This window comes from Caballeronia fortuita, from assembly GCF_001544835.2.
Lineage (GTDB): Bacteria > Pseudomonadota > Gammaproteobacteria > Burkholderiales > Burkholderiaceae > Caballeronia > Caballeronia fortuita.
The window spans coordinates 148,656-169,532 of sequence record NZ_FCNX02000016.1; the positions used below are offsets into that span (position 1 = coordinate 148,656).

A 20,877-nucleotide genomic window follows, 5' to 3' on the forward strand; every position below is an offset into this window, starting at 1 on the left:
GCTGATGAAAACCGTTGGAACCGGTTCCATAACGAAATTTCAAAAAAGACGCCGCAGCGCCTGTGTCGAGAACGAATGGTGCGTCAGGGCGCCGTCGACGCGCCATAGTGGAAATCCCTAGCCGAACAGCCCCTCTTCGTCGCACAACTCGAGAAACCGGGCCGCGACACGCGATGGCGTCGCCGCATGTGGCAACAGGATCGAAAAGCGCCGCGTAAGCGGCTGCGGCGCGATACGCACGCGCCGCAGCGCGCTGTCTTCATGACGTATCGACATCGCCGACACGAAGCCGATACCCATGCCCGCGCGCACCGCCTCTTTCACGCCCTCCACGCCCGCGATCTCGAGCGCGACGCGCATCGGCGCATCGCAATCGGCGAACGCGCGCTCGACGACCTGCCGCACGCCCGAACCCGGCTCGCGCAGCACGAGCGGATGCGTGCCGAGTTCGTCGAGCGTGACAGCATCGCGCCCGTCGGCGAGCGGATGGCCGTTAGGCAGAATCGCGACGATCTCGTCCTCGCGCCATGGCGTGACCGTCGTTCCGAGCGGCAGATCGTGACCGGGCGAACCTTCGACCAGCGCGATATCGAGCGTGCCGAGCGCGGCGACGATATCGGCCGTATTGCCGTCGATGGTAGTGACGAGCACGTCCGGAAAGCGCTTGTGGAACGCCGCGATCAGATACGGCAGCAAATAGCTCGCGGGCGTCGTGCTCGCGCCGATGCGCAACGTGCCGCGCTCCAGTCCGCGCAACGCGTCGCGCAGCGCGTGCGCCGCGCGGAAGGTCTCGCGCAGGCGTTCCGCGTGGCCGAGCAGTTGTTCGCCGGCTGCGGTGAGACGCACGCCGCGGCCGTCGCGCTGATACAGCGGCTCGCCGAACTCGTCCTGCAGCAGCTTCAATTGGCCGGAGACGGCGGGCTGCGACAGATGCAGCGCCACCGCCGCGCGGCTGATGTTGCCGTGCTCCGCAACTGTTGCGAAGGTTATAAGCTGTTCCGGGGTCATGCACGTCAAGTATCAATTTAACCGATACTTCTCATTCTAAATCACGATTTTTCATATTCATATATCGAGAATAGGATTAGTCCATCGCATCACTCAATTTACAACGGGTTCTTCCATGTCCACGCTTCCGTCCGCTCAAACTCTGGCGCCAGCCGCGTCGTCCACGCGCGGGCAACTCAACGGCATTCTCTTCGTCGCCTTGTTCGCGGCGGCCGTCATGCGCATCGCGTCCGTGCCCGCCATTTCCGGCCTTGGGATCAGCCCGCTGATCGTCGGCATCGTCGCCGGGGCGATCTACGGTAACGCGTTGCGTCACGGGATGCCGGAAAGCTGGGCTGCCGGCGTCAACTTCTCGGCGCGCAAGCTGTTGCGCATCGCGGTCGCGTTTTTCGGGCTGCGCGTGAGTCTTCAGGAAATCGCGCAAGTGGGCGTGCCGGGATTCACGGTGTCTGTGCTGGTCGTGGTGAGCACGCTCGTCATCGGCACGTGGGCGGGGATGAAGCTGATGAAACTCGATCGCGACACCGCACTTCTCACGGCGGCCGGCAGCGCGATCTGCGGCGCGGCGGCAGTGCTCGCGTTCGAATCGACGTTGCAGTCGAAGCCGCACAAGAGCGCGATGGCGGTCGGCAGCGTCGTGCTGTTCGGCACGCTCTCGATGTTCCTTTACCCGCTGATGCTCAACGCCGGCTGGCTGCATCTCGATACGCTCGGCGCGGGCCTCTTCTTCGGCGGCACGATTCACGAAGTGGCGCAGGTCGTCGGCGCGGCGAGCAATGTGAGCCCGGAGGCGACGCATATCGCGACCATCGTCAAGATGACGCGCGTCATGCTCCTCGTACCGGTGCTGCTCGTGATCGGCTTCTGGATCAACCGGTCGCGCAACGCGTCGGCGGAAAGTGCGGCGCAGGGCAAAGGCAAGATCGCGGTGCCCTGGTTCGCGCTCGGCTTTCTCGCGCTCGTCGTCGTGAATTCGTTGCACGTTTTGCCCGATGCCGCCACCAGCACGATCAACACGCTCGATACCTTCGCCCTCACGATGGCCATGACGGCGCTCGGCATGGAAACGCGCATCGCGCAGATTCGTCAGGCGGGTCCGCGTGCGCTCGCGACCGGCGCGATCCTGTATGCGTGGCTCGTCGGCGGCGGCCTGGCGATCACGATCGGCGTCGAACGTTTTTTCGGGTGATTGGCTCGACGATGCAGTGAAGTACCGATCGCGTGAACGTCCCCGTCACGCAAGAAAGCTTCAGAAGGAGCACTCATGGAACACGGCGCTCGCACCCAGAACGAGAAGCTCGATGTCAAGACCACGACGTGCTACATGTGCGCGTGCCGCTGCGGCATCCGCGTACATCTGCGCGACGGCGAAGTCCGATACATCGACGGCAATCCGAACCATCCGCTCAATCAAGGGGTGATCTGCGCGAAAGGCGCGTCGGGCATTATGAAGCAGTACTCGCCCGCGCGTCTCACGCAACCGCTCATGCGCAAACCCGGCGCACTGCGCGGCGAAGCGCAGTTCGAGCCGGTCTCGTGGGAGGCCGCGCTCGATACGCTCGAACAACGCCTCGCGCACCTTCGCGCCACCGATCCGAAGAAATTCGCGCTCTTCACCGGACGCGATCAGATGCAGGCGCTGACCGGCCTCTTCGCGAAGAACTTCGGCACGCCCAACTATGCGGCGCACGGCGGCTTCTGCTCGGCGAACATGGCGGCGGGCATGATCTATACGATCGGCGGCTCGTTCTGGGAATTCGGCGGTCCGGACCTCGACCGCGCGAAGCTCTTTTTCATGATCGGCACGGCGGAGGATCATCACTCGAATCCGCTCAAGATCGCGATATCGAAATTCAAGCGCGCGGGCGGCCGCTTCATCGCGATCAATCCGGTTCGCACGGGCTATGCCGCCATCGCCGACGAATGGGTGCCGATCCGCCCCGGCACCGACGGCGCGCTCTTCATGGCGCTGATCCACGAGCTGATCGCCGCCAATGCCTGGGATCACGAGTTCGTCACGCGCTACACGAACGCGGCCGAATTGCTCGACATGAACGAAGCGAGCGACACGTTCGGCCTTTTCGTGAAAGACGAAAACGCGCGCGAATCGAACCCGCTCTTTCCGCAAAATCATCTGTGGTGGGACACGAAGCGCAATCGCGCGGTCGCCCATCATGCCGACGACGCCGAGCCCGCGCTCGATGGCCGCTATACGCTCGACGACGGCACGCCGGTCGCGCCGTCCTTCGCGCTCTTGCGCGAGCAAGTCGCATCGTGCACGCCGGAATGGGCCGCGGACATCACCGGCATTCCCGTCGCGACGATCGAGCGCCTCGCCGCCGAAATGATCGACGTGAGCCGCGATCACAAGATCACGCTGCCGATTCAATGGACCGATTGCTGGGGCAAGCAGCACGACACGGTCACTGGCAACCCGATCGCTTTTCACGCGATGCGCGGACTCGCCGCGCACTCGAACGGCTTCCAGTCGATCCGCGCGCTCGCCGTGCTGATGTCGCTGCTCGGCACGATCGACCGGCCCGGCGGCTTCCGTCACAAGTCGCCGTTTCCGCGCGCGGTGCCGCCATCGGCGAAGCCGCCGAATCATCCCGATCAGGTGCAGCCGAACACGCCGCTCGCAAGCGGTCCGCTCGGCTGGCCCGCCGCACCCGAAGACCTCTTCATCCACGACGACGGCACGCCGGTTCGCATCGACAAGGCGTTCTCGTGGGAGTATCCGCTCGCGGTTCACGGCGTGATGCACAGCGTCATCACGAACGCGTGGCGCGGCGATCCGTACCCCATCGACACGTTGATGATCTTCATGGCGAACATGGCGTGGAATTCGTCGATGAACACGATGGAAGTGCGCAAGATGCTCGCGGACAGAAACGAGGCCGGCGAATACAGGATTCCGTTCATCGTCGTGTGCGACGCGTTCCAGTCGGAGATGACCGCGTTCGCCGATCTGATCCTGCCCGACACGACCTATCTCGAACGTCACGACGCGATGTCGATGCTCGATCGACCGATCTCCGAGTTCGACGGTCCCGTCGATTCGGTGCGCGTGCCGGTCGTGCCGCGCACCGGCGAATGCCGCCCGTTTCAGGAAGTGCTCGTCGAACTCGGCAGCCGTCTAAAACTGCCCGCGTTCACGACGCCCGAAGGCACGCGCAAGTATCGCGACTATCCGGATTTCATCGTCAATCATCAGACGGCGCCGGGTTCGGGTGTCGGCTTTCTGATCGGCTGGCGCGGCAAGGACGGCCGCGATGCGCTCGTCGGCGAGCCGAATCCGAATCAGTGGGAAGAGTACGCGAAGCACGATTGCGTCTATCACTACACGCTGCCCGAAGCACTGCAATACATGCGCGGCCAGAACGGGCCGTATCTGCAATTCGCCGTCGATAAAGGCTTTCGCAAGTTCAACGAGCCGATCCTGATCCAGCTCTATTCCGATGTCATGCAGAAGTTTCGCCTTGCCGCACAGGGACGCACGCAAGGCAGACAGCCGCCTGCGCATTTGCGCGCACGCATCGAACAGTATTTCGATCCGCTGCCGTTCTGGTATGCGCCGCTCGAACTCGATACGACTGATCTCGCGCGGTATCCGCTCGCGGCCGTCACGCAGCGCCCGATGGCGATGTATCACTCGTGGGACTCGCAGAACGCGTGGCTGCGGCAAATTCACGGCGAAAACCTGCTGTACATGAATCCGCGCATGGCGAAAGCGAACGGCATCGAAGACGGCGGCTGGATCTACGTCGAATCGCAATGGGGCAAGGTGCGCTGCATGGCGCGATACAGCGAAGCGGTCGAGCCGGGCACCGTCTGGACGTGGAACGCGATCGGCAAGGCATCGGGCGCGTGGAGCCTCGGTCCCGACGCGAACGAATCGCAGCGCGGCTTCCTGCTCAATCACCTCATCACCGATGAACTGCCCGCGTCCGCGCGAGAAGGCATGCGCTTCTCCAACTCCGATCCGATCACCGGACAGGCCGCGTGGTACGACGTGCGCGTGCGCGTCTATCCCGCCGAACACGATGCCGATCACACGCTGCCGCAATTCGCGCCGATGCATCCGTCGCCCGGCATGACGGGATCGATTCAACGCGCCGTGCAGACGTACTTCGCGGGACGCGGCGAGTTCGCGGCGCGCTTGCGCAACGTCATCAAGCGCGACGCCAAGAACTGAAGGAGACCGTCATGACTCAAATGGCCCTCGTGATCGATTTGAACGTTTGTGTTGGTTGCCACGCCTGCGTGACGAGCTGCAAGGAGTGGAACACGTCCGGTGAAGCGGGCAGCCTCGCGGACCAGCGCCCTTACGACGCCGATCCGTCCGGCACGTTCTTCAATCGCGTGCAGACGTATGAAGCGGGCGAATTTCCGCTTGCCGATACGATCCACTTTCCGAAGTCGTGCCTGCACTGCGAGGACCCGCCGTGCGTGCCCGTCTGTCCGACCGGCGCGAGCTACAAGCGCAAGGAAGACGGCCTCGTGCTCGTCGATTTCGACAAGTGCATCGGCTGCAAGTACTGTGCGTGGGCATGTCCGTACGGCGCGCGCGAGCTCGACGAAGAGCGCAAGGAGATGACGAAGTGCACGCTATGCGCCGATCGCATCTACAACGAGGCGCTGCCCGAGCGCGATCGCAAGCCGGCGTGCGTGCTCGCGTGTCCGACATCGGCGCGGCTTTTCGGCGATATCCACGATCCGGAGTCGGTCGTATCGAAGGCGATTCAGGAGCGCGGCGGCTATCAGTTGATGCCCGAATGGGATACGAAGCCCGCGAATCATTATTTGCCGCGACGTCCCGTGAACGCGTGCGGCAGCGGCGCGTGCGGCTGTCAGTCGCAAGACGCCGATACATCCGATGCGCACGGCGAACTCAATCTCGCATCGATGGCCGTGCGCGTCTGACTCTCATCGGAGCTCGAACATGAAACCCGCGTTTTCCGTCGTGTTTCTCACGACATTGAGCGGCGCCGCGCAAGGCTTGCTGATCGCGCTCGTCGGTATCGAAACGCTCGCGAAGCTCGGTGTGATCGCGTCGCCCTCGCAGATGTTGTTCGTCGCCGGAGCCGCGTTGTCGGTCGTGCTGGGCGCGCTCGGGCTCGTCGCTTCGTTCTTCCATCTCGGGCACCCGGAACGCGCGTGGCGCGCGATCGCGATGTGGCGCACCTCGTGGCTGTCGCGCGAATGCCTGTGCCTGCCCGCGTTTCTCGCGTGCGCCGCTTCGTATGGCTTCGCGCACTGGATCGGCGCGCCGTGGTCGCTTGCGATCGGTGCGGTGGGCGTGATCGCATCGGCGGCGCTGTTCGTCTGCACCGCGATGATCTACGCTTGCCTGCGCTTCCTGCAGGAATGGGCGACGCCGCTCACGATGGTCAACTTCGTGCTGCTCGGCTGCGCGTCCGGGTTCACGCTCGCGACCGCGTGCGCCGCCTGGCTCGCGCCATCGCTCGCGGCGGGTCTTGCTGCCTGCGCGTGCACGCTCACGCTCGCGGGTTGCGCCACGCGCGTCGCCGCGTTGAAACGCAATGCGAAGCTGCGGCCGAAATCGACAGTGCAAAGCGCGACGGGCATCAAGGGGCCGAACGTCGTGCAGAAATCGCGCGGCTTCACGGCGGGCGCGTTCAATCTGCGCGAGTTCTTTCACGGACGATCGCCGCAAGCGATCGAGCGTATCAAGTGGACGTTTCTCGCCGGCGCGTTCGGGGTGCCGTTCGTGCTGATGCTGATCGGGATCGGCGCGCAGTCCTTCGCGCTCTTTTGTCTCGCGGCGCTTACGCAGTATCTGGGGCTCGTTGCCGAGCGGTGGTTCTTCTTTGCGGAGGCGCGGCATCCGCAGAATATCTACTACGCGCGTGCCTCGTAGTTCACGAGGCGCGCGCTCCCCTCACACCGCAAGCTTCAACGCCTGCTCGAAATCCGCGATGAGATCGTCGGTATCCTCGATACCCGCGGACAGTCGCAACATACCGTCCGAAATGCCCATCGACTTGCGCACTTCGGGGCCGGCTTCGAAGAAGATCGTCGGCGCGATGGGAATGATGAGCGTGCGCGTGTCGCCCAATCCTGTCGCCTTCACCGGCAATTGCAGCGCGTTGACGACATCGATCATGCGATCCGCGTTACGCAGTTCGAACGACAGCAGCCACGACGCGCCCCTGAACAGAGACTGCGCGATCCCGTACTGCGGATGGCTCTCAAGCCCCGGATAAAACACGCGTCCGACGGCCTCGTGCTGCTCCAGAAACTGCGCGAGCGCGAGCGCATTCTCGCTGCATCGTGCGACGCGCAGCGCCAGCGTTTCAGCGCCCATCGCGATCGAATGCGCCTGCTCCGACGACAGCGAAGCGCCCATGTCGCGCAGCCCCTTCTTGCGGATTTGCAGCAGGCCCTGCTCCTTCGACGGCGACTTGCGATAGTCATCGGCGATATTCGGATACGCGCTCCAGTCGAAGCGTCCCGTGTCCGTCACCGCGCCACCGAGCGCCGCGCCGTGTCCCGCGATCGTCTTCGTCAGCGAATTGACGACGAGGCTCGCGCCGACCGTCTTCGGCTGGAATAGCGCCGGCGACGTGATCGTGTTGTCGACGACATACGCGAGACCGCGCTCGCCGCACAGCACGCCGATGCCTTCGAGATCGGGGATCTGCGTGCCCGGATTCGCGATGGTCTCGACGAACACCATCCGCGTGTTCGGCTTGAGCGCGTTCGCGACGTTGTCGGCGGACGTGGCGTCGACCATCGTCACTTCGATGCCGAGCGTGCGCAGCGTGCCGAAAAGACTGTTCGTGTTGCCGAACACGTAACGGCTCGACACGAGATGGTCGCCCGCGCGCAGCAAGGTCAGAAAGATGGCCGATATGCCCGCCATGCCGGTGCTGAAGCAGATCGTGCCGACGCCCGCTTCGAGGCTCGTGATCTTGCGTTCGAGCGAGGCCGTTGTCGGCGTGCCCTGGCGCGCGTAATTGAAGCCGCCCTTTTTCGTGCCCTGGAAGACGCCGATCAGATCTTCCACGCGCTCGAATCCGTACTGGACCGATGTGTGGATCGCCTGGCGCACGCCGCCGTGCTCGACGCCCACGGTCCGGTCGCCGTGAACGATGCCTGTAGTGAAACCTTGCTTGTCCATCCCTTCTCCGCTTACGTCGAAAACGCAAAACATCGATTTTGCACGATTCGCGCCCGTTCATGGCGCGCACGCGAAACAGGAACGCGTGTTGCTCGCCCGCTTCCTCGTCCGCGCGTTTCAACGGCAAGCGAAAAACGCGCACACTCACGCTTTTGCCGCCGATGCGGCATGCCCCGACGAGGAGCCCTTTCTCATGGCTTACGAACTCTACTACTGGGACGGATTGCAGGGCCGCGGCGAATTCGTGCGGCTCGCGCTCGAAGATGCGGGCGCCGAATATGTCGATGTCGCGCGCGAATCGAAGAAAAGCGGATACGGCATGGACGCGATGATGAAAGTCCTGAACAGCAAGACCGAGCCGCATATCCCGTTCGCACCGCCGTTTCTGAAAGACGGCGAACTGATCGTGCCGCACGTCGCGAACATTCTTCTCTATCTCGGGCCGAAACTGAAACTCGCGCCGAAGGACGAAGGCTTGCGCTATGTGGCGCATGGCCTGCAACTGACGATTGCTGATTTCGTCGCGGAAGTGCACGACACGCATCATCCGCTCGCAACCGATCTGTACTACGAGGATCAGAAGGATGCGGCGAAGATCCGCACGCAGAATTTTCTGGAGAAGCGCGTACCGAAGTTCATGAACTACTTCGAGCGCGTGCTGAAGCAGAATCCGCAGGGCGACACCCAAACGATCGGCGATACGGCGACGTACGTCGATCTGTCCATCTTTCAGATCGTCGATGGCCTGCATTACGCCTTCCCGCGCGCGATGAGCAGGTTCCGCGCGCAGTATCCGCGTGTCGCGGCGCTTCACGACGCGGTGCTGCAACGGCCGAACATCGCCGCCTATGTCGATTCGGACAGACGCATTCCGTTCAACGAGTCGGGCATTTTCAGGCACTATCCCGAACTCGATCAGGACGCTTGATACCTCGACACTCAACAGGAGCCAGCATGGTAGAAACGATTCCTTCATTCGGTCTCGGCACGTTTCGCGTCGACGCCGCGAAGACCACGAACGCCGTGAAAAGCGCATTGCAGACCGGTTACCGGCATATCGACACCGCGCAGTACTACAACAACGAGGCGGCCGTTGGCGCGGGCGTGCGCGAATCGGGCGTGGCGCGCGACGACATCTGGGTGACGACCAAAGTCTGGTGGGAGAGGCTCTCCCGCGATGCCCTCGTCGCGAGCCTGAAGGACAGTCACGCGAAGCTCGACATCGGCACGATCGATCTCGCGCTCGTGCACTGGCCGTCGCCCGATGGCGCGGTGCCTATCGCGGAGACGATCGCAGCGTTGCAGGAAGCGCAGAAGCTCGGCCTCATCCGTCATTACGGCGTGTCGAATTTCACCGCGCCGCTGCTCGAAGATGCGCTGAACGCGCCCGGTGGCAAGGAGATCGTCACGAACCAGATCGAAGTGAGCCCGTTCCTCGCGAACCGCGCGCTCGTCGATGCGACGCAGAAGCTCGGCGTCAAGGTGACCGCATACATGCCGCTCGGCGAAGGCCGCGCGCATACCGACGCGACGCTCGAAGCGATCGCGAAGAAGCACGGCGCGACGCCCGCGCAGGTGACTTTCGCTTGGCTCCTGTCGCGCGATATCGTGGTGCTGTCGGCATCGACGAATCCGGAGCATCAAAAGGCCAACTGGGACGCGCAAAAACTCGAACTCGACGCCGACGACATCTCGAAGATCGACGCGCTCGACGAAGGCAAGCGCAACGCGAATCCGCCGTTCGCGCCGAAGTGGTAGCGACAGCCTTTCCGATAAAGAGCCCGGCCCGAACGCGCGCCGGGCTTTTTTTTCGTCCATTCCGCATGCATTGCCGCGTTCCGCCGCCGCGCCGCAATGCTATCCTTGCGAGTCCTTTATTCCATTTGCTTCTAAGCTTTCCACGATTTCGCAAAAGTGCTCTCATTCCTGCTCAAGCTCCGCACACGCGCCCAACGCGTTTTCCGTCTGTCGGACTCGCATACGATGCTCGTCTGGGCGGTCGTCGTCGGTGTGGCCGGGGCGTTCGCCACATCCGTGTTTCGCGAAGGCATCGAGATGCTGCAACGGCTGCTGGGCAATCATTCGGAAGGGCTCGTCGCGCTCGCGCGCAGCCTGCCGTGGCCGGTGCGCGTGCTGTTGCCGGCGGCGGGCGGTCTCATCGCGGGCGTTTGTCTCCTGATCGCGCGCAAGCGTGCGAGCAGGAACGCGAGCACCGATTACATGGAAGCCGTCACCATCGGCGATGGCGTCGTGCCGGTGTGGCAGAGCGTGTGGCGCAGTCTCAGTTCGCTCATCACCATTTCGAGCGGCGGCTCGATCGGCCGCGAAGGTTCGATGGTGCAGCTCGCGGCGCTCGTGTCGTCGCTGATCGGGCGCTGGGTCCACTTCGATCCGCCGCGCCTGCGTCTGCTCGTCGCGTGCGGCGCGGCGGCCGGTATCACGTCGGCATACAACGCGCCGATCGCGGGCGCGTTCTTCGTCACCGAACTCGTGCTCGGCTCGATGGCGATGGAAAGCTTCGGGCCGATCGTCGTGTCGTCGGTCGTCGCCAACATCACGATGCGCGAATTCGCCGGCTACAGGCCGCCGTACGAGATGCCCGTCTTTCCGACCGTCACCGGCATCGAAGTGCTGTTGTTCGTCGTGCTCGGGCTGCTTTGCGGCGTGCTCGCGCCGCACTTCCTGCGGCTGCTCGCGGCGTCGAGAAAGCGCTTCGCCACGCTGCCCTTGCCCTTGCCAGTGCGTCTCGCGCTCGGCGGCCTGATCGTCGGCATCATTTCGATCCGGTGGCCCGAGGTCTGGGGCAACGGCTACGAAGTCGTGAACTCGCTCCTGCACGAACCGTGGACGTGGACCGCGCTCCTCACCGTGCTCGTCTTCAAGATCATCGCGACGGCGGCCACGGCGGGCTCGGGCGCGGTCGGCGGCATCTTCACGCCAACGCTCTTCGTCGGCGCGGTGCTCGGCTGTCTCTATGGCATCGGCGTGCATTCGATCTGGCCGGACGCCACCTCCGCGCCCTTCGCATACGCGATGGTCGGCATGGGTGCGTTTCTCGCCGCCGCCACGCACGCGCCGCTCATGGCGATCCTGATGATCTTCGAGATGACGCTTTCGTATCAGGTCATGCTGCCGCTGATGGTGTCGTGCGTGATCGCCTACTTCATCGCGCGCACGTCCGAGCAGACGTCGATGTACGAGGTCACGCTGCGCCGCAATCGTGAGGAGAAAGAGCGCCTGCGTCTCGCCGCGACGCAGATGCGCGAGCTCGTCAAGCCCGCCGATACCGTCGTGCCGCTCACCGCGAACATCAAGGACATGACGCGCGTGTTCCTCGAATATCCGGTGAAGTATCTGTATGTCGTCGATGAAGCCGGGCGCTTTCAGGGCGTAGTCGCGCTGAAGAACATCACGTCCGATCTGCTCGACGACAAGACCTGCGCATCCAAGACCGCCGCCGACTATCTTCAGCCGGAATTCGACGTGCTCACACCCGACATGTCGCTCGGCGAAGCGCTTCAGCACTTCCTCGCGTTCCAGGGCGAACGCCTTCCGGTCATCGAAAAAAAGACGCAGCCGCTCCTGCTTGGCGTCGTGTACAAAACGTCGCTTCTCGACGCATACTTCCGTTTGAATCCGGCTTCGCGCTGAAACTGCGCAGCCGTGCAATTTCGCGGCGCGCGCCAATGCGCGCGCATATGCGTTGCGCGAGCCGGATCGACTTCACAATTCACTCGAAGTACGTTCGCGCGACGCCCGCTCGTCGCGCCCGTGCGTGAACGGTTCGCACGGACCGCGCGCACGGCGGCTAGCGTCGGGATTCATCGGCATAGGCTTTGCTAGATGCTCTTCGCTGCCTACGTGAGGAGGGCTGCCCGATGAAGACCTCAACGTTGTTGTCGATGGCTCTGGTGTCCGTCTCGTGCTACGCCGCGCCGCTGCACACGAGTTCGACCGATAGCTCCGTCGCCGCCGTTGCCGCGACGCGCGCCGCGCTGCGCGTGAACGCCGCGCCCGTCTCGCCGCCCGCGCCGGAAATATCGGCGCAGGATCTCGATCACGCCCGCTGGCGACACGTTCCGCTGCCGAAGTCGCGCGCGCCGAGCCACGGCATGGCGAGCCAGACGATCCAGGTGCAGACCTGAGCGCCCTCCTCGTTCACCGACTTCATACGGACCTCGGAATGACCGACACGAACGCAAAACACGCCTTGAACGATGAGCCGATCAACGACGAGATCGCGCAGGTTCTCCGTCTCGTGAAGTATCCCGCGAACAAGGACGCAATCGTCGATGCGGCGCGCGACGCGGGCGTCTCCAACGACGTCATCACGGTGTTCGACGCACTGCCGGAACAGGACTACAACGATGCCGATTCGGTAGAGCAACTGCTCGGCAGCAACGGCGGCCCCGGCATATCGATCTGACCGCCGCAGCGCGAACGCGCGCAGTCAGGTCGTACAAATCGTTGTTCATCAAACACTTAATGAAGGTACGCGCGCCTTTTCAACACTTCTATCCACAGAAATTGTGGATAAGTCGGGCATCGGGCGAAGGCGCTCATCGACATCAAGAAAGTGGCGCGATCCGCGCCGCAAGGCGTTTTCCGCGCGAAATCAAGAAATTAGATGAGTCGCCAAGCGGTTTTCCACAACCCTTTCCCCGTGCGCTGGGGATAAGTTATGCAAGTGTCGGCGCGTGCCGATGCAACGTCGAGCGCGCCTGACTTTCCCTTGAACGTCAATCGTTTAGCAGACTTTTCGGTGCGTTTTCAACAGGGTGCTCCCCAGTTCCTGGGGATAACCGGCCGCCGTATGCCCGGACGCTGATTCCGGGAATTCATGTCCGCTTTGCTTTGTAATACCAAGTAAGCCGGGCATAATCCCCGCACTCGGAATCTGCAAAACATCGTACTCATGCGCGGTCGCTTCCATCGACGAACGGGTTCACTGCTGGCATTGCTCGCAATGCTGCTGATCACGTTCGCGCCGATGGTCTCGCAACTGCTCGCGGCAAACGCGCAGCCCGAGGAACTGACCGCCGAGCTGTGTTCGGCGCATGCGCCGGCGATCGAGCGTTCTGGCGCTCATCATTCGACGCCTTCGACGCATTCGACAGAAGCGCTCGCGCACCTCGACGATCAGGCTTGCGGCTACTGTCACTTCTTCGCCCACGCGCCCGCGATCTCCGACGTACGCGCCCCCGCAACGCTCGATGTCCCCGTGCGGCGCAGCGTCGCTGTCGAGCTGCTTCGCGTCGAGCGTCCCGCCTCTCCCTTCACGCACGCGCAGCCGCGCGCGCCTCCGGTTCTCGTCTGATTTCGTCCGAAAACATCGATGCCATCGCGGCATCGGATGGCGTCGCGCGTCGATAAAGCCGCGTCACGCCCATTCATCACGACTTCGAGAAGAACCATGCTCACTCTTTCAGCACGTGGCGGCCCTTTGTCGCCCTTACCCGCACGCCTTCACGCGAGGACGCTGCCATGAAGCGGCTCGCCAGGCAAAGCGCCCTCGTGACGGGCATCACCGCGCTCGTCGCGACACGCGCGTTCGCGCAGAGCGAGCCCGCGACACTGCCCGCCGTCATCGTGCAGGGACAGGCGGACCATTCGCTGACGTCGCAGAACGTCGCTAATCAGAAGCGCGCGCTCGATGCGACGGTCGGCTCCGTCGGCTTCGTCGACAGCGCCGATTATCAGAACACCTACGCCTTCACGTTGCGCGACGTACTCAAGAACGTGCCCGGCGTATTCGTGCAGAACCGCTACGGACAGGAGTTGCGCCTGTCCATTCGCGGCTCGGGCCTTGCGCGCGGCTATCACACGCGCGGACTGGAGATCCTGCAGGACGGCATTCCGACCAATCTCGCCGACGGCAGCGGCGACTACTATCAGATCGATCCGCTCGCGCTGCAATCGGTCGATGTGTACAAGGGCGGCAACGGCCTCGCGTACGGATCGTCGATGATGGGCGGCGCGATCGACTTCGTCACGCCCTCCGCCTACACCGCCGATGCGCCCAACATCCTGCGGCTCGAAGGCGGCAGCTTCGGCACGGTACGAGGCAGCGCGCAGTTCTCGCGCGTGATGGGCCCGCTCGATTTCATCGGCACGTTCTCGGTGAATCATGCGAACGGTTACCGCGATCACGAGCGCGGCCAGTACGAGCAGTTCAACGCAAATATCGGCTATCGGTTCTCGCCGGATGTGGAGACGCGCTTCTATCTCGGCGCGTATATCGTCGATCAGCAGCTTCCGGGCACCTTGAGTCTGAGCGATGCGTTGAACAATCCGACGAAGGCATCCGCGAGCGCGCTTGCAGGCGACCAGGCGCGCGACACGCGCACCGAACGCATCGCCAACAAGACGACCGTGAAGCTCGATGTCGGCCAGCTCGACATCGTCACGTGGGCGATCCACAAGAGTCTCTATCACCCGATCTTTCAGGTCATCGATCAGGACGGCTGGACCTACGGCTTCGCGCCGCGCTATACCGCGACCTTCAACGTGAGCGGCATGCGCAACGACGTCATCGCGGGCGCGCGCTTCTTTGGCGGCAACACGCAGGCGCGCCAGTACGTCAACGTGTCGGGCAACGAAGGCACGCAGACGCTCGATTCGACGCAAAGCGCCTATAACTACGAGGCGTATGTCGAGGACCGTCTCTTCTTCCTGCCGACGGTCGCGCTGATGGCGGGCTTCAAGGCGTTGCGCGACGTGCGCAAGTATGTCGATCATGGCGGGCTCGCGGCCGATCCGAACTACAAGTCGGCGAGCCAGACGTTCAGCGGCGTGAATCCGAAGCTCGGCCTGATGTGGCAACCGAACCGCGAGATTCAGGCGTATGTCGACATCACGCGCAGCCAGGACGTGCCGGATTTCGGCGATCTCACGCAGACGTTTCCGACCACGACGCAATTCACGCCGCTCGCATCGCAACACGCGTGGACGCTGGAACTCGGCACACGCGGCACGCGCGATCGCGTGAGCTGGGACGTGAGCGCGTATCGCTCGCTCGTGCGCGATCAGTTGCTTCAGTACACGACGAATCCCGACATTCCCGCATCGACGTTCAACGCGAACAAGACGGTGCTGCAGGGCATCGAGGCGGGCGTGTCGGTCGATGTATGGCGCGACATCACGCGCGCGGGCGCGGGCGACAAGCTGACGCTCTCGGGCGTGTGGAACCTGAGCGACTTCCGCTTCAAGGACGATCCGCAGTACGGCAACAACCGCATCGCGGGCGTGCCGGTGAACGTGATCCGCGCGATGCTCGGCTATTCGCGGCCGAACGGCTTTCACGTATCGGCATCGGTCGACTGGGTGCCGGCGGGCGCATGGGCCGACGACGCCAACACGTTGCGCGTGCCGGGCTACACGCTCCTCGGCGTGCAGGCGGGGATGGACTTTCGCAACGGCCTCTCGGTGTTTCTCGACGCGCGCAATCTGACCAACAAGCGCTACGTGAGCGACATCAGCACGATCGCGGATGCGCGGACCGCATCGTCGACGGCGATCTTCTATCCGGGCGAAGGACGCAGCATCTTCGCGGGCATGCGCTACGCGTTCTAACGCGTTGTCAGCGCCGCGACAGCACCTTAGCTGCCGCGATACTGCGCGGCGCTGGCCGGCGCCGGCGCCGCCGGCTTCTTCGTGCTCTTGTCCTTCGCCGCGCCGCTCGCTGCGGCATCGGACGACATATAAGCCGGCGCCGCCTTCGCCTTCTGCTTCTGCCCGGCGGGCGGCGCGGTCGGCGGCTTGCCGATATCGGCGAGCATCTGCTGGCAAGGCAGCGGCTTGTTGTTGCTCGGCGCGATGAGCGGAATCAGCGCCGCGAACGGATTGATGAGCCCGAGGCCCACGGCGGCCGCGCCGCGCAGCGCGAGCACCGGGCTCACGCCGACGTGCGGGTCCTTGAACGTGCCCTTCACGTAAAGCGGCGAGCGCAGCGAAAAGATGCGCAGACCCTTCGTATGCGGATGGATGCCGAGGTCCATGTCCTCGGTCTTCAGATTGATGGTGCCGTCGACGTTGATGACGGCGTCGTCGGTATCGAGCGCGAAGACGCGCGAATCGAGCACGCCATCGGTCACGACGAAATCCGCCGCCGCGCAGTTGATGTTCACGTCGCGCTTGCCGAAGAGCTTTTCGTAGACCACGTTCGCCACGTTCAAACCCGCCGCTTCCATGTACAGACGGCTGACGGTGCCTTGCGTGATGAGCGCCTTGACCTCGCCGTTCGAAGTCGCCGCGAGCGCCGCGGGCGAATTGCCGGTGGCGGACAGCGCGGCGTCGCCGTTGACCTCGCCGAGCGCGGATTGCATCGTCTTCACGGTCGGGAAAAGCTGCTTCAACTTCAGATGCCGCGCCTGCGCCGATACGCGGCCCTTGAGCGGCGCGGCGCTGCCATCGAGATGAATGTTCGATGCGAGCGAGCCGCCCGCCACGCCGAACTTGAGCGGCTCGAACGACAGCACGCCGTCCTTCATGATGACGTGCGTGTATAGATCGGTGATCGGCAGATCCGGATCCTTGATGATGCGCTGGGCGGTGAACTTCACGTCGGCGTCGATGGCCTTCCAGCGATCGGTCTTGAACTCTTCGGTCGGCAGCGCCTTCGACGACGGCTGCTTCTCCGTCTCGCCGCGCTTTGCCTTGCTCGCGTTCGAATCGGCGCCGATGATGGGCGCGAGATCCTTGAACTGCAGCAGATGAGACACGAGTTCGCCTTGCAGCAGCGGACGCGGCTTCTTGCCCGCATAGACGAGCGATCCGTTGATGTCGCTGCCGCCCACGCGTCCGGTGAAATTCTCGTAATGGAACACGTTGCCGTCTTCGCGGAACTGGCCGGTCAGCCGCCCTTCGGTTGCGAACGGCGGCGTCTCGGGCAGTGTGACGCCCGTGAACGGATAAAGATGCGCCATGCTCACCGCCTGAACCCACAGGCGCAGATCGAGCGCGGCGAGATGCGCCGGATCGGTAACCGTGCCGACGAACGCGATGTGCGTATCGCCGAGACGCACGTCCGCCTGCACGGGGAACGGGCGCGTCGCGTCCTGCACGGCGAGCACGCCGCCGAGCTTGCCGTTGCCCGAGACCTTGCCGTTGTTGTACGTGCCCTTCACGGTCCAGCCGAACGCGTAAGGCGGAACCGGCGGCTTCGGGCCTTCCTTGGTCGTGATGCTGGTATTGGCCGACGTGCTCGCCGGATTCGGCGCCGATGCGTTCGCCGCGGCCGCTGCCGACGCAGCGGATGCCGCCGACGCTTCGCACGCCGCCGCTGCATCGGCCTGCTTGTTGAGCTTTGCCGCGCCGTTCTTGCCGACCATCTCCGCCGACGACTTCGCCGACGCCGACTCCTGCTGCTTCATGACCTCGCCGATCGGCACGGGCTGCCCGAGCGTATCGATGACGACATTCATCTCCGCCTTCGTGACTTCATCGTGTACGTCGACGGTGCCCTTCGCGAGCGAGATGTCGCCGAGCTTCAGATTCCACGTAGAAGGCTCGGTCGATTGCTTGAATTTGAAGGTCCAGTTGTTGCGATTGTCCTTGAGCCGCTCGATATCGATCGACGGGTTCACGAGATTGATCGTCGGAATCACGATGTCGTGCGCAAGCAGCGGCAGCACGGCCACCTGAAAGTCGATCTCGTCGAGCGTCGCGAAGTTTTTCTGGCGCGCCCAGTCCGGATTCGCGATGGTGATTTTCTCAGCGGAGAAACGCGGCCACGGCACCCAGCGCTTCCAGCCGGTTTCGTTCGGCGGCCGATGCCAGCCGACTTTCAGATCGCCCGTGATCTCGAAGCGGCGGCCGATCGCTTCCGATACCTTGTCATCCACCCAGGGCCGCAGCCGGTTCCAGTCGAACGTCAGGAAGATCACCACCAAAATTGCAATCAGAACCGCCAGAACAGCAAAAATCCATGCGACGATCCTTCCAATTTTTCCGGTCGTTCGGGCCTGCGCCATGACGGCTCCATCCATTTTTTCTGATTATGATTGCGGCAGCACATAGTGTGCCCGCCAGTTTCACGTCCGACGTCATTCATGGCCACTCAAATAACGATACCCACAAGCACCTTGCCCGATGCGGCATCGACCGAACTCGTCGCGGCGCACGGCGTCGAGCGCCGCGATGCCGTGCGCGGAACGGTGCTCCTGCATCCCGCCGATTTCACGCTGCGCTCGGGCCAGCGCGCGGCGATCACCGGTCCTTCGGGCTCCGGCAAGAGCGTCTTTCTGCGCACGCTCGCGCTGCTCGATGCGTGCGACGCGGGCTACGTGAGCTGGCGCGGCGAGCGCATCGCGCGAGCGGAGATTCCGGCGTACCGGCGGCGCGTCGCGTATATCGCGCAACGGCCCGCGATGCTCGACGGGACCGTCGAGGACAATCTGCGTTATCCCTTTTCGCTGAAGAGTTATCACGACACGCATTTCGATCGCGATATCGCGATGCGACTCGCGCAGGCCGCCGGACGCGGCGCGGATTTCCTCGACAAGTTCGCGAGCGATCTGTCGGGCGGCGAGGCGCAGATCGCGGCGCTCGTGCGCGTGCTGCAACTTGCGCCCGACGTGCTGCTGCTCGACGAACCGACCGCATCGCTCGATCCTGCATCGGCGCGTTCGATCGAAGCGCTCGTTTCCGCATGGTTCGACGCCGATGCGGCGCGCGCGTGCATCTGGGTATCGCACGATCCCGAACAGGCGGCGCGCGTCGCGACGCGTCACCTGACGATGAACGCGGGCGTACTCGGCGAGGACACGCAATGAGCGGCTATCAGAATCTCAGTCTCTTCGATATCGGGCTTGCGGCCGCGCTGATCGTCGTGAACGGCGCTTTGTCGGTCGCGCTCGATCTCGGGCTGGAGCGCAAGCTCTTCATCGCCGCGATCCGGACGATCGTGCAACTGCTGCTGATCGGCTACGTGCTCGGCTGGGTGTTCGCGTTCGATCGCTGGTATGTGGTGCTGCCGCTGATGGCGCTGATGACGGTCATCGCCGGACTCGCCGCGTCCGACCGCGGGCGGCGCACGTATGCCGGACAGCGCGCGGACAGCATCGTGTCGATCTGGGGCAGTTCGTGGCTGATCGGCGCGTTCGGGCTTTTCGTCGTGATCCGGATCCATCCGTGGTACGAGCCGCAATACGCGATTCCGATCCTCGGCATGATCCTCGGCAACTGCCTGACGGGTGTATCGCTCGGCATCGAGCGCATGACGGAGGAACTGACGTCGGGACGCGGGGCGGTCGAGATGTCGCTCGCGCTCGGGGCGTCGCGCTGGGAAGCGGCGCAGGGGCCCGCGCGCCAAGCCGTGCGCGCGGGCATGATCCCGACTTTGAATCAGATGGCCGTGGTCGGCCTCGTCAGCCTGCCGGGGATGATGACCGGTCAGGTGCTCGCCGGGCAGTCGCCTTTGCAGGCGGTGCGCTATCAGATCGTCATCATGTTTCTGATCGCGGCGGGCTCGGGGCTCGGCGTGGTCGGCGCGGTCGTGCTGACGTATCGGCGGCTGTTTTCGCGGGACCATCGGTTCATGGCGTCGAAGCTCGTCGAACGAAAGGCACGCAAACGCGCCGCGTAGCTCATGCGCCAGTCATCCGCCGCTCATTCGCCGCTCAGTCGCCTTTGTACGCGCGCTCGAGCGCCGGGAGATCGAGCTTGATCATGTCGCGCATCGCTTTCATCGTGCGATCGGCTTTGGCCTTGTCCGGGTCCTGCAACATGCCGAGCAGCCGCGTGGGCGCGATCTGCCACGTCACGCCGAAGCGGTCCGTGAGCCAGCCGCACGCCATCGACTGTCCGCCTTCGAGCAGCGCATCCCAGTAGTGATCGATTTCATCCTGCGTTTCGCATTTGATGAACATCGAAAGCGCGGGCGAGAACTTGAATTCCGGATTGCCGTTCAGCGCTAGGAAGTCCTCGCCTTCGAGCTCGAACATCACCGCGATGACGCTGCCGACCGGGCTCGGCCCCGACTCCGTGCTGCGCATGATGTCCTTGATGCGCGCGTTCCTGAACGTGCTGACGTAGAAATTCGCGGCCTCTTCGGCGTTGCCGCCTTGAAACCACAGACAGGGCGAAATCTTGTGCATGTGCGTGTCTCCGTTTCTGGTTGCGCGCGTCAGGCGCACGGCTGCTGTCCCATCGCCTGCTTCATTTCTTCGGGCGTCATGTCGCGCTTGTGCGTGGCGACCGACCATTGATGACCGAACGGGTCTTCAAGACGCCCGTAGCGGTCGCCCCAGAACATGTCGGCGACGGGCATCGTCACCTTCGCGCCGGCGCTTTCGGCCTGCTTGACGGTGGCGTCGGCGTCTTCGACATAGAGGTGAAGGGTGACTGGCGATCCGTTCAGCGCCTTCGGACCGACCGAGCCGAACTGCGGAAATTCATCGACGAGCATCAGCGTCGAATCGCCGATCTTCACCATCGCGTGCATGAGCTTGCCGTCCGGACCGGGCATGCGGCCCAGTTCGACGGCGTTGAACGCGCGCTTGTAGAACTCGATGGCTTCGGCCGCGCCCGCGCACACGAGATGCGGGGTCAGCGAATGCATGCCTTCGGGAATCGGCTTGACGGCGGAATTGGACATATCGGCTCCGTGTAGTGAATGAAGCGCGCCGGGTCGGCGCAGCTCATACCCTACAACGAACGGGGCGGCCGTCGATCGACATCGCGCCTCACGCGGCTGTCAAATTTTTTGTAGCCGCGTTCTCGACCCG

18 protein-coding genes are annotated in these 20,877 nt (G+C 63.7%); 13 read left to right on the forward strand and 5 right to left on the reverse strand.

Going from position 1 to position 20,877, the window contains the following annotated elements; translation table 11 throughout:
* Window positions 1-117 precede the first annotated feature (117 nt).
* Window positions 118-1,008 (reverse strand): LysR family transcriptional regulator, encoded by an 891-nt coding sequence (locus tag AWB77_RS27090; protein ID WP_061137540.1) that lies wholly within the window; start codon window positions 1,006-1,008, stop codon window positions 118-120.
* Between the two features lie 115 nt (window positions 1,009-1,123).
* Here AWB77_RS27090 and AWB77_RS27095 point away from each other — a divergent pair, with 115 nt between their 5' ends.
* From AWB77_RS27095 to AWB77_RS27110, 4 genes are all read left to right on the forward strand, one after another.
* Window positions 1,124-2,197 carry a YeiH family protein gene (locus AWB77_RS27095; protein ID WP_061137541.1) on the forward strand — a complete coding sequence of 358 codons (1,074 nt, stop codon included), beginning with the start codon at window positions 1,124-1,126 and terminating at the stop codon, window positions 2,195-2,197.
* Between the two features lie 75 nt (window positions 2,198-2,272).
* The gene (locus AWB77_RS27100; protein WP_061137542.1) at window positions 2,273-5,203 is read left to right on the forward strand and encodes a molybdopterin oxidoreductase family protein; all 2,931 of its coding nucleotides are present in this window, start codon (window positions 2,273-2,275) and stop codon (window positions 5,201-5,203) included.
* A gap of 11 nt (window positions 5,204-5,214) precedes the next feature.
* Entirely contained in the window at window positions 5,215-5,931 is a 717-nt protein-coding gene (locus AWB77_RS27105; protein WP_061137543.1) for a 4Fe-4S dicluster domain-containing protein, read from the forward strand.
* Between the two features lie 19 nt (window positions 5,932-5,950).
* Window positions 5,951-6,889 carry a dimethyl sulfoxide reductase anchor subunit family protein gene (locus tag AWB77_RS27110; protein ID WP_061137544.1) on the forward strand — a complete coding sequence of 313 codons (939 nt, stop codon included), beginning with the start codon at window positions 5,951-5,953 and terminating at the stop codon, window positions 6,887-6,889.
* 21 nt (window positions 6,890-6,910) lie between these two features.
* On the opposite strand, the gene AWB77_RS27115 is transcribed toward AWB77_RS27110, so the two are convergent.
* Window positions 6,911-8,152, reverse strand: a complete 1,242-nt coding sequence (locus AWB77_RS27115) for a cystathionine gamma-synthase family protein (protein ID WP_061137545.1) — start codon at window positions 8,150-8,152, stop codon at window positions 6,911-6,913.
* A 193-nt stretch (window positions 8,153-8,345) separates the two neighbouring features.
* On the opposite strand from AWB77_RS27115, the gene AWB77_RS27120 reads away from it, so the two are divergent.
* From AWB77_RS27120 to AWB77_RS27150, 7 genes are all read left to right on the forward strand, one after another.
* On the forward strand, window positions 8,346-9,080 hold the full coding sequence (locus AWB77_RS27120) for a glutathione S-transferase (protein ID WP_061137588.1): 735 nt from the start codon (window positions 8,346-8,348) through the stop codon (window positions 9,078-9,080).
* A 26-nt stretch (window positions 9,081-9,106) separates the two neighbouring features.
* Window positions 9,107-9,910, forward strand: a complete 804-nt coding sequence (locus tag AWB77_RS27125) for an aldo/keto reductase (protein ID WP_061137546.1) — start codon at window positions 9,107-9,109, stop codon at window positions 9,908-9,910.
* 156 nt (window positions 9,911-10,066) lie between these two features.
* Window positions 10,067-11,803, forward strand: a complete 1,737-nt coding sequence (locus AWB77_RS27130; protein WP_061137547.1) for a ClcB-like voltage-gated chloride channel protein — start codon at window positions 10,067-10,069, stop codon at window positions 11,801-11,803.
* 227 nt (window positions 11,804-12,030) lie between these two features.
* Window positions 12,031-12,297 (forward strand): hypothetical protein, encoded by a 267-nt coding sequence (locus AWB77_RS27135; RefSeq protein WP_061137548.1) that lies wholly within the window; start codon window positions 12,031-12,033, stop codon window positions 12,295-12,297.
* A 38-nt stretch (window positions 12,298-12,335) separates the two neighbouring features.
* A complete protein-coding gene (locus AWB77_RS27140; protein WP_061137549.1) occupies window positions 12,336-12,578 on the forward strand; it encodes a DUF2795 domain-containing protein in 243 nt (80 codons plus the stop codon).
* 489 nt (window positions 12,579-13,067) lie between these two features.
* Complete coding sequence (locus AWB77_RS27145) at window positions 13,068-13,469, forward strand: DUF2946 domain-containing protein (protein ID WP_061137550.1); 402 nt, start codon at window positions 13,068-13,070, stop codon at window positions 13,467-13,469.
* A gap of 167 nt (window positions 13,470-13,636) precedes the next feature.
* On the forward strand, window positions 13,637-15,724 hold the full coding sequence (locus tag AWB77_RS27150; protein ID WP_061137551.1) for a TonB-dependent receptor family protein: 2,088 nt from the start codon (window positions 13,637-13,639) through the stop codon (window positions 15,722-15,724).
* 26 nt (window positions 15,725-15,750) lie between these two features.
* Here the strand turns inward: AWB77_RS27150 and AWB77_RS27155 are convergent, their stop codons facing one another.
* Entirely contained in the window at window positions 15,751-18,123 is a 2,373-nt protein-coding gene (locus AWB77_RS27155; RefSeq protein WP_061137552.1) for an AsmA family protein, read from the reverse strand.
* A 78-nt stretch (window positions 18,124-18,201) separates the two neighbouring features.
* Between AWB77_RS27155 and AWB77_RS27160 the strand changes: the two genes are divergently transcribed.
* Together AWB77_RS27160 and AWB77_RS27165 are read left to right on the forward strand one after the other, a co-directional pair.
* Window positions 18,202-18,924, forward strand: a complete 723-nt coding sequence (locus AWB77_RS27160) for an ABC transporter ATP-binding protein (RefSeq protein WP_061137553.1) — start codon at window positions 18,202-18,204, stop codon at window positions 18,922-18,924.
* On the forward strand, window positions 18,921-19,736 hold the full coding sequence (locus AWB77_RS27165; RefSeq protein ID WP_061137554.1) for an ABC transporter permease: 816 nt from the start codon (window positions 18,921-18,923) through the stop codon (window positions 19,734-19,736). Before AWB77_RS27160 ends, AWB77_RS27165 begins: the two co-directional genes overlap by 4 nt.
* 34 nt (window positions 19,737-19,770) lie before the next feature.
* Here AWB77_RS27165 and AWB77_RS27170 read toward each other — a convergent pair whose 3' ends face one another.
* The gene (locus tag AWB77_RS27170; RefSeq protein WP_061137555.1) at window positions 19,771-20,247 is read right to left on the reverse strand and encodes a VOC family protein; all 477 of its coding nucleotides are present in this window, start codon (window positions 20,245-20,247) and stop codon (window positions 19,771-19,773) included.
* 29 nt (window positions 20,248-20,276) lie between these two features.
* On the reverse strand, window positions 20,277-20,747 hold the full coding sequence (locus AWB77_RS27175; RefSeq protein WP_061137556.1) for a VOC family protein: 471 nt from the start codon (window positions 20,745-20,747) through the stop codon (window positions 20,277-20,279).
* Window positions 20,748-20,877 lie beyond the last annotated feature (130 nt).

Coding starts and splice junctions, on each gene's coding strand:
- AWB77_RS27145 (WP_061137550.1), top strand. CDS start 13,068: ATGCGCGGTCGCTTCCATCGACGAACGGGTTCACTGCTGGCATTGCTC.
- AWB77_RS27110 (WP_061137544.1), top strand. CDS start 5,951: ATGAAACCCGCGTTTTCCGTCGTGTTTCTCACGACATTGAGCGGCGCC.
- AWB77_RS27140 (WP_061137549.1), top strand. CDS start 12,336: ATGACCGACACGAACGCAAAACACGCCTTGAACGATGAGCCGATCAAC.
- AWB77_RS27175 (WP_061137556.1), bottom strand. CDS start 20,747: ATGTCCAATTCCGCCGTCAAGCCGATTCCCGAAGGCATGCATTCGCTG.
- AWB77_RS27125 (WP_061137546.1), top strand. CDS start 9,107: ATGGTAGAAACGATTCCTTCATTCGGTCTCGGCACGTTTCGCGTCGAC.
- AWB77_RS27155 (WP_061137552.1), bottom strand. CDS start 18,123: ATGGCGCAGGCCCGAACGACCGGAAAAATTGGAAGGATCGTCGCATGG.
- AWB77_RS27170 (WP_061137555.1), bottom strand. CDS start 20,247: ATGCACAAGATTTCGCCCTGTCTGTGGTTTCAAGGCGGCAACGCCGAA.
- AWB77_RS27115 (WP_061137545.1), bottom strand. CDS start 8,152: ATGGACAAGCAAGGTTTCACTACAGGCATCGTTCACGGCGACCGGACC.
- AWB77_RS27135 (WP_061137548.1), top strand. CDS start 12,031: ATGAAGACCTCAACGTTGTTGTCGATGGCTCTGGTGTCCGTCTCGTGC.
- AWB77_RS27100 (WP_061137542.1), top strand. CDS start 2,273: ATGGAACACGGCGCTCGCACCCAGAACGAGAAGCTCGATGTCAAGACC.
- AWB77_RS27120 (WP_061137588.1), top strand. CDS start 8,346: ATGGCTTACGAACTCTACTACTGGGACGGATTGCAGGGCCGCGGCGAA.
- AWB77_RS27090 (WP_061137540.1), bottom strand. CDS start 1,008: ATGACCCCGGAACAGCTTATAACCTTCGCAACAGTTGCGGAGCACGGC.
- AWB77_RS27105 (WP_061137543.1), top strand. CDS start 5,215: ATGACTCAAATGGCCCTCGTGATCGATTTGAACGTTTGTGTTGGTTGC.
- AWB77_RS27165 (WP_061137554.1), top strand. CDS start 18,921: ATGAGCGGCTATCAGAATCTCAGTCTCTTCGATATCGGGCTTGCGGCC.
- AWB77_RS27160 (WP_061137553.1), top strand. CDS start 18,202: ATGGCCACTCAAATAACGATACCCACAAGCACCTTGCCCGATGCGGCA.
- AWB77_RS27095 (WP_061137541.1), top strand. CDS start 1,124: ATGTCCACGCTTCCGTCCGCTCAAACTCTGGCGCCAGCCGCGTCGTCC.
- AWB77_RS27150 (WP_061137551.1), top strand. CDS start 13,637: ATGAAGCGGCTCGCCAGGCAAAGCGCCCTCGTGACGGGCATCACCGCG.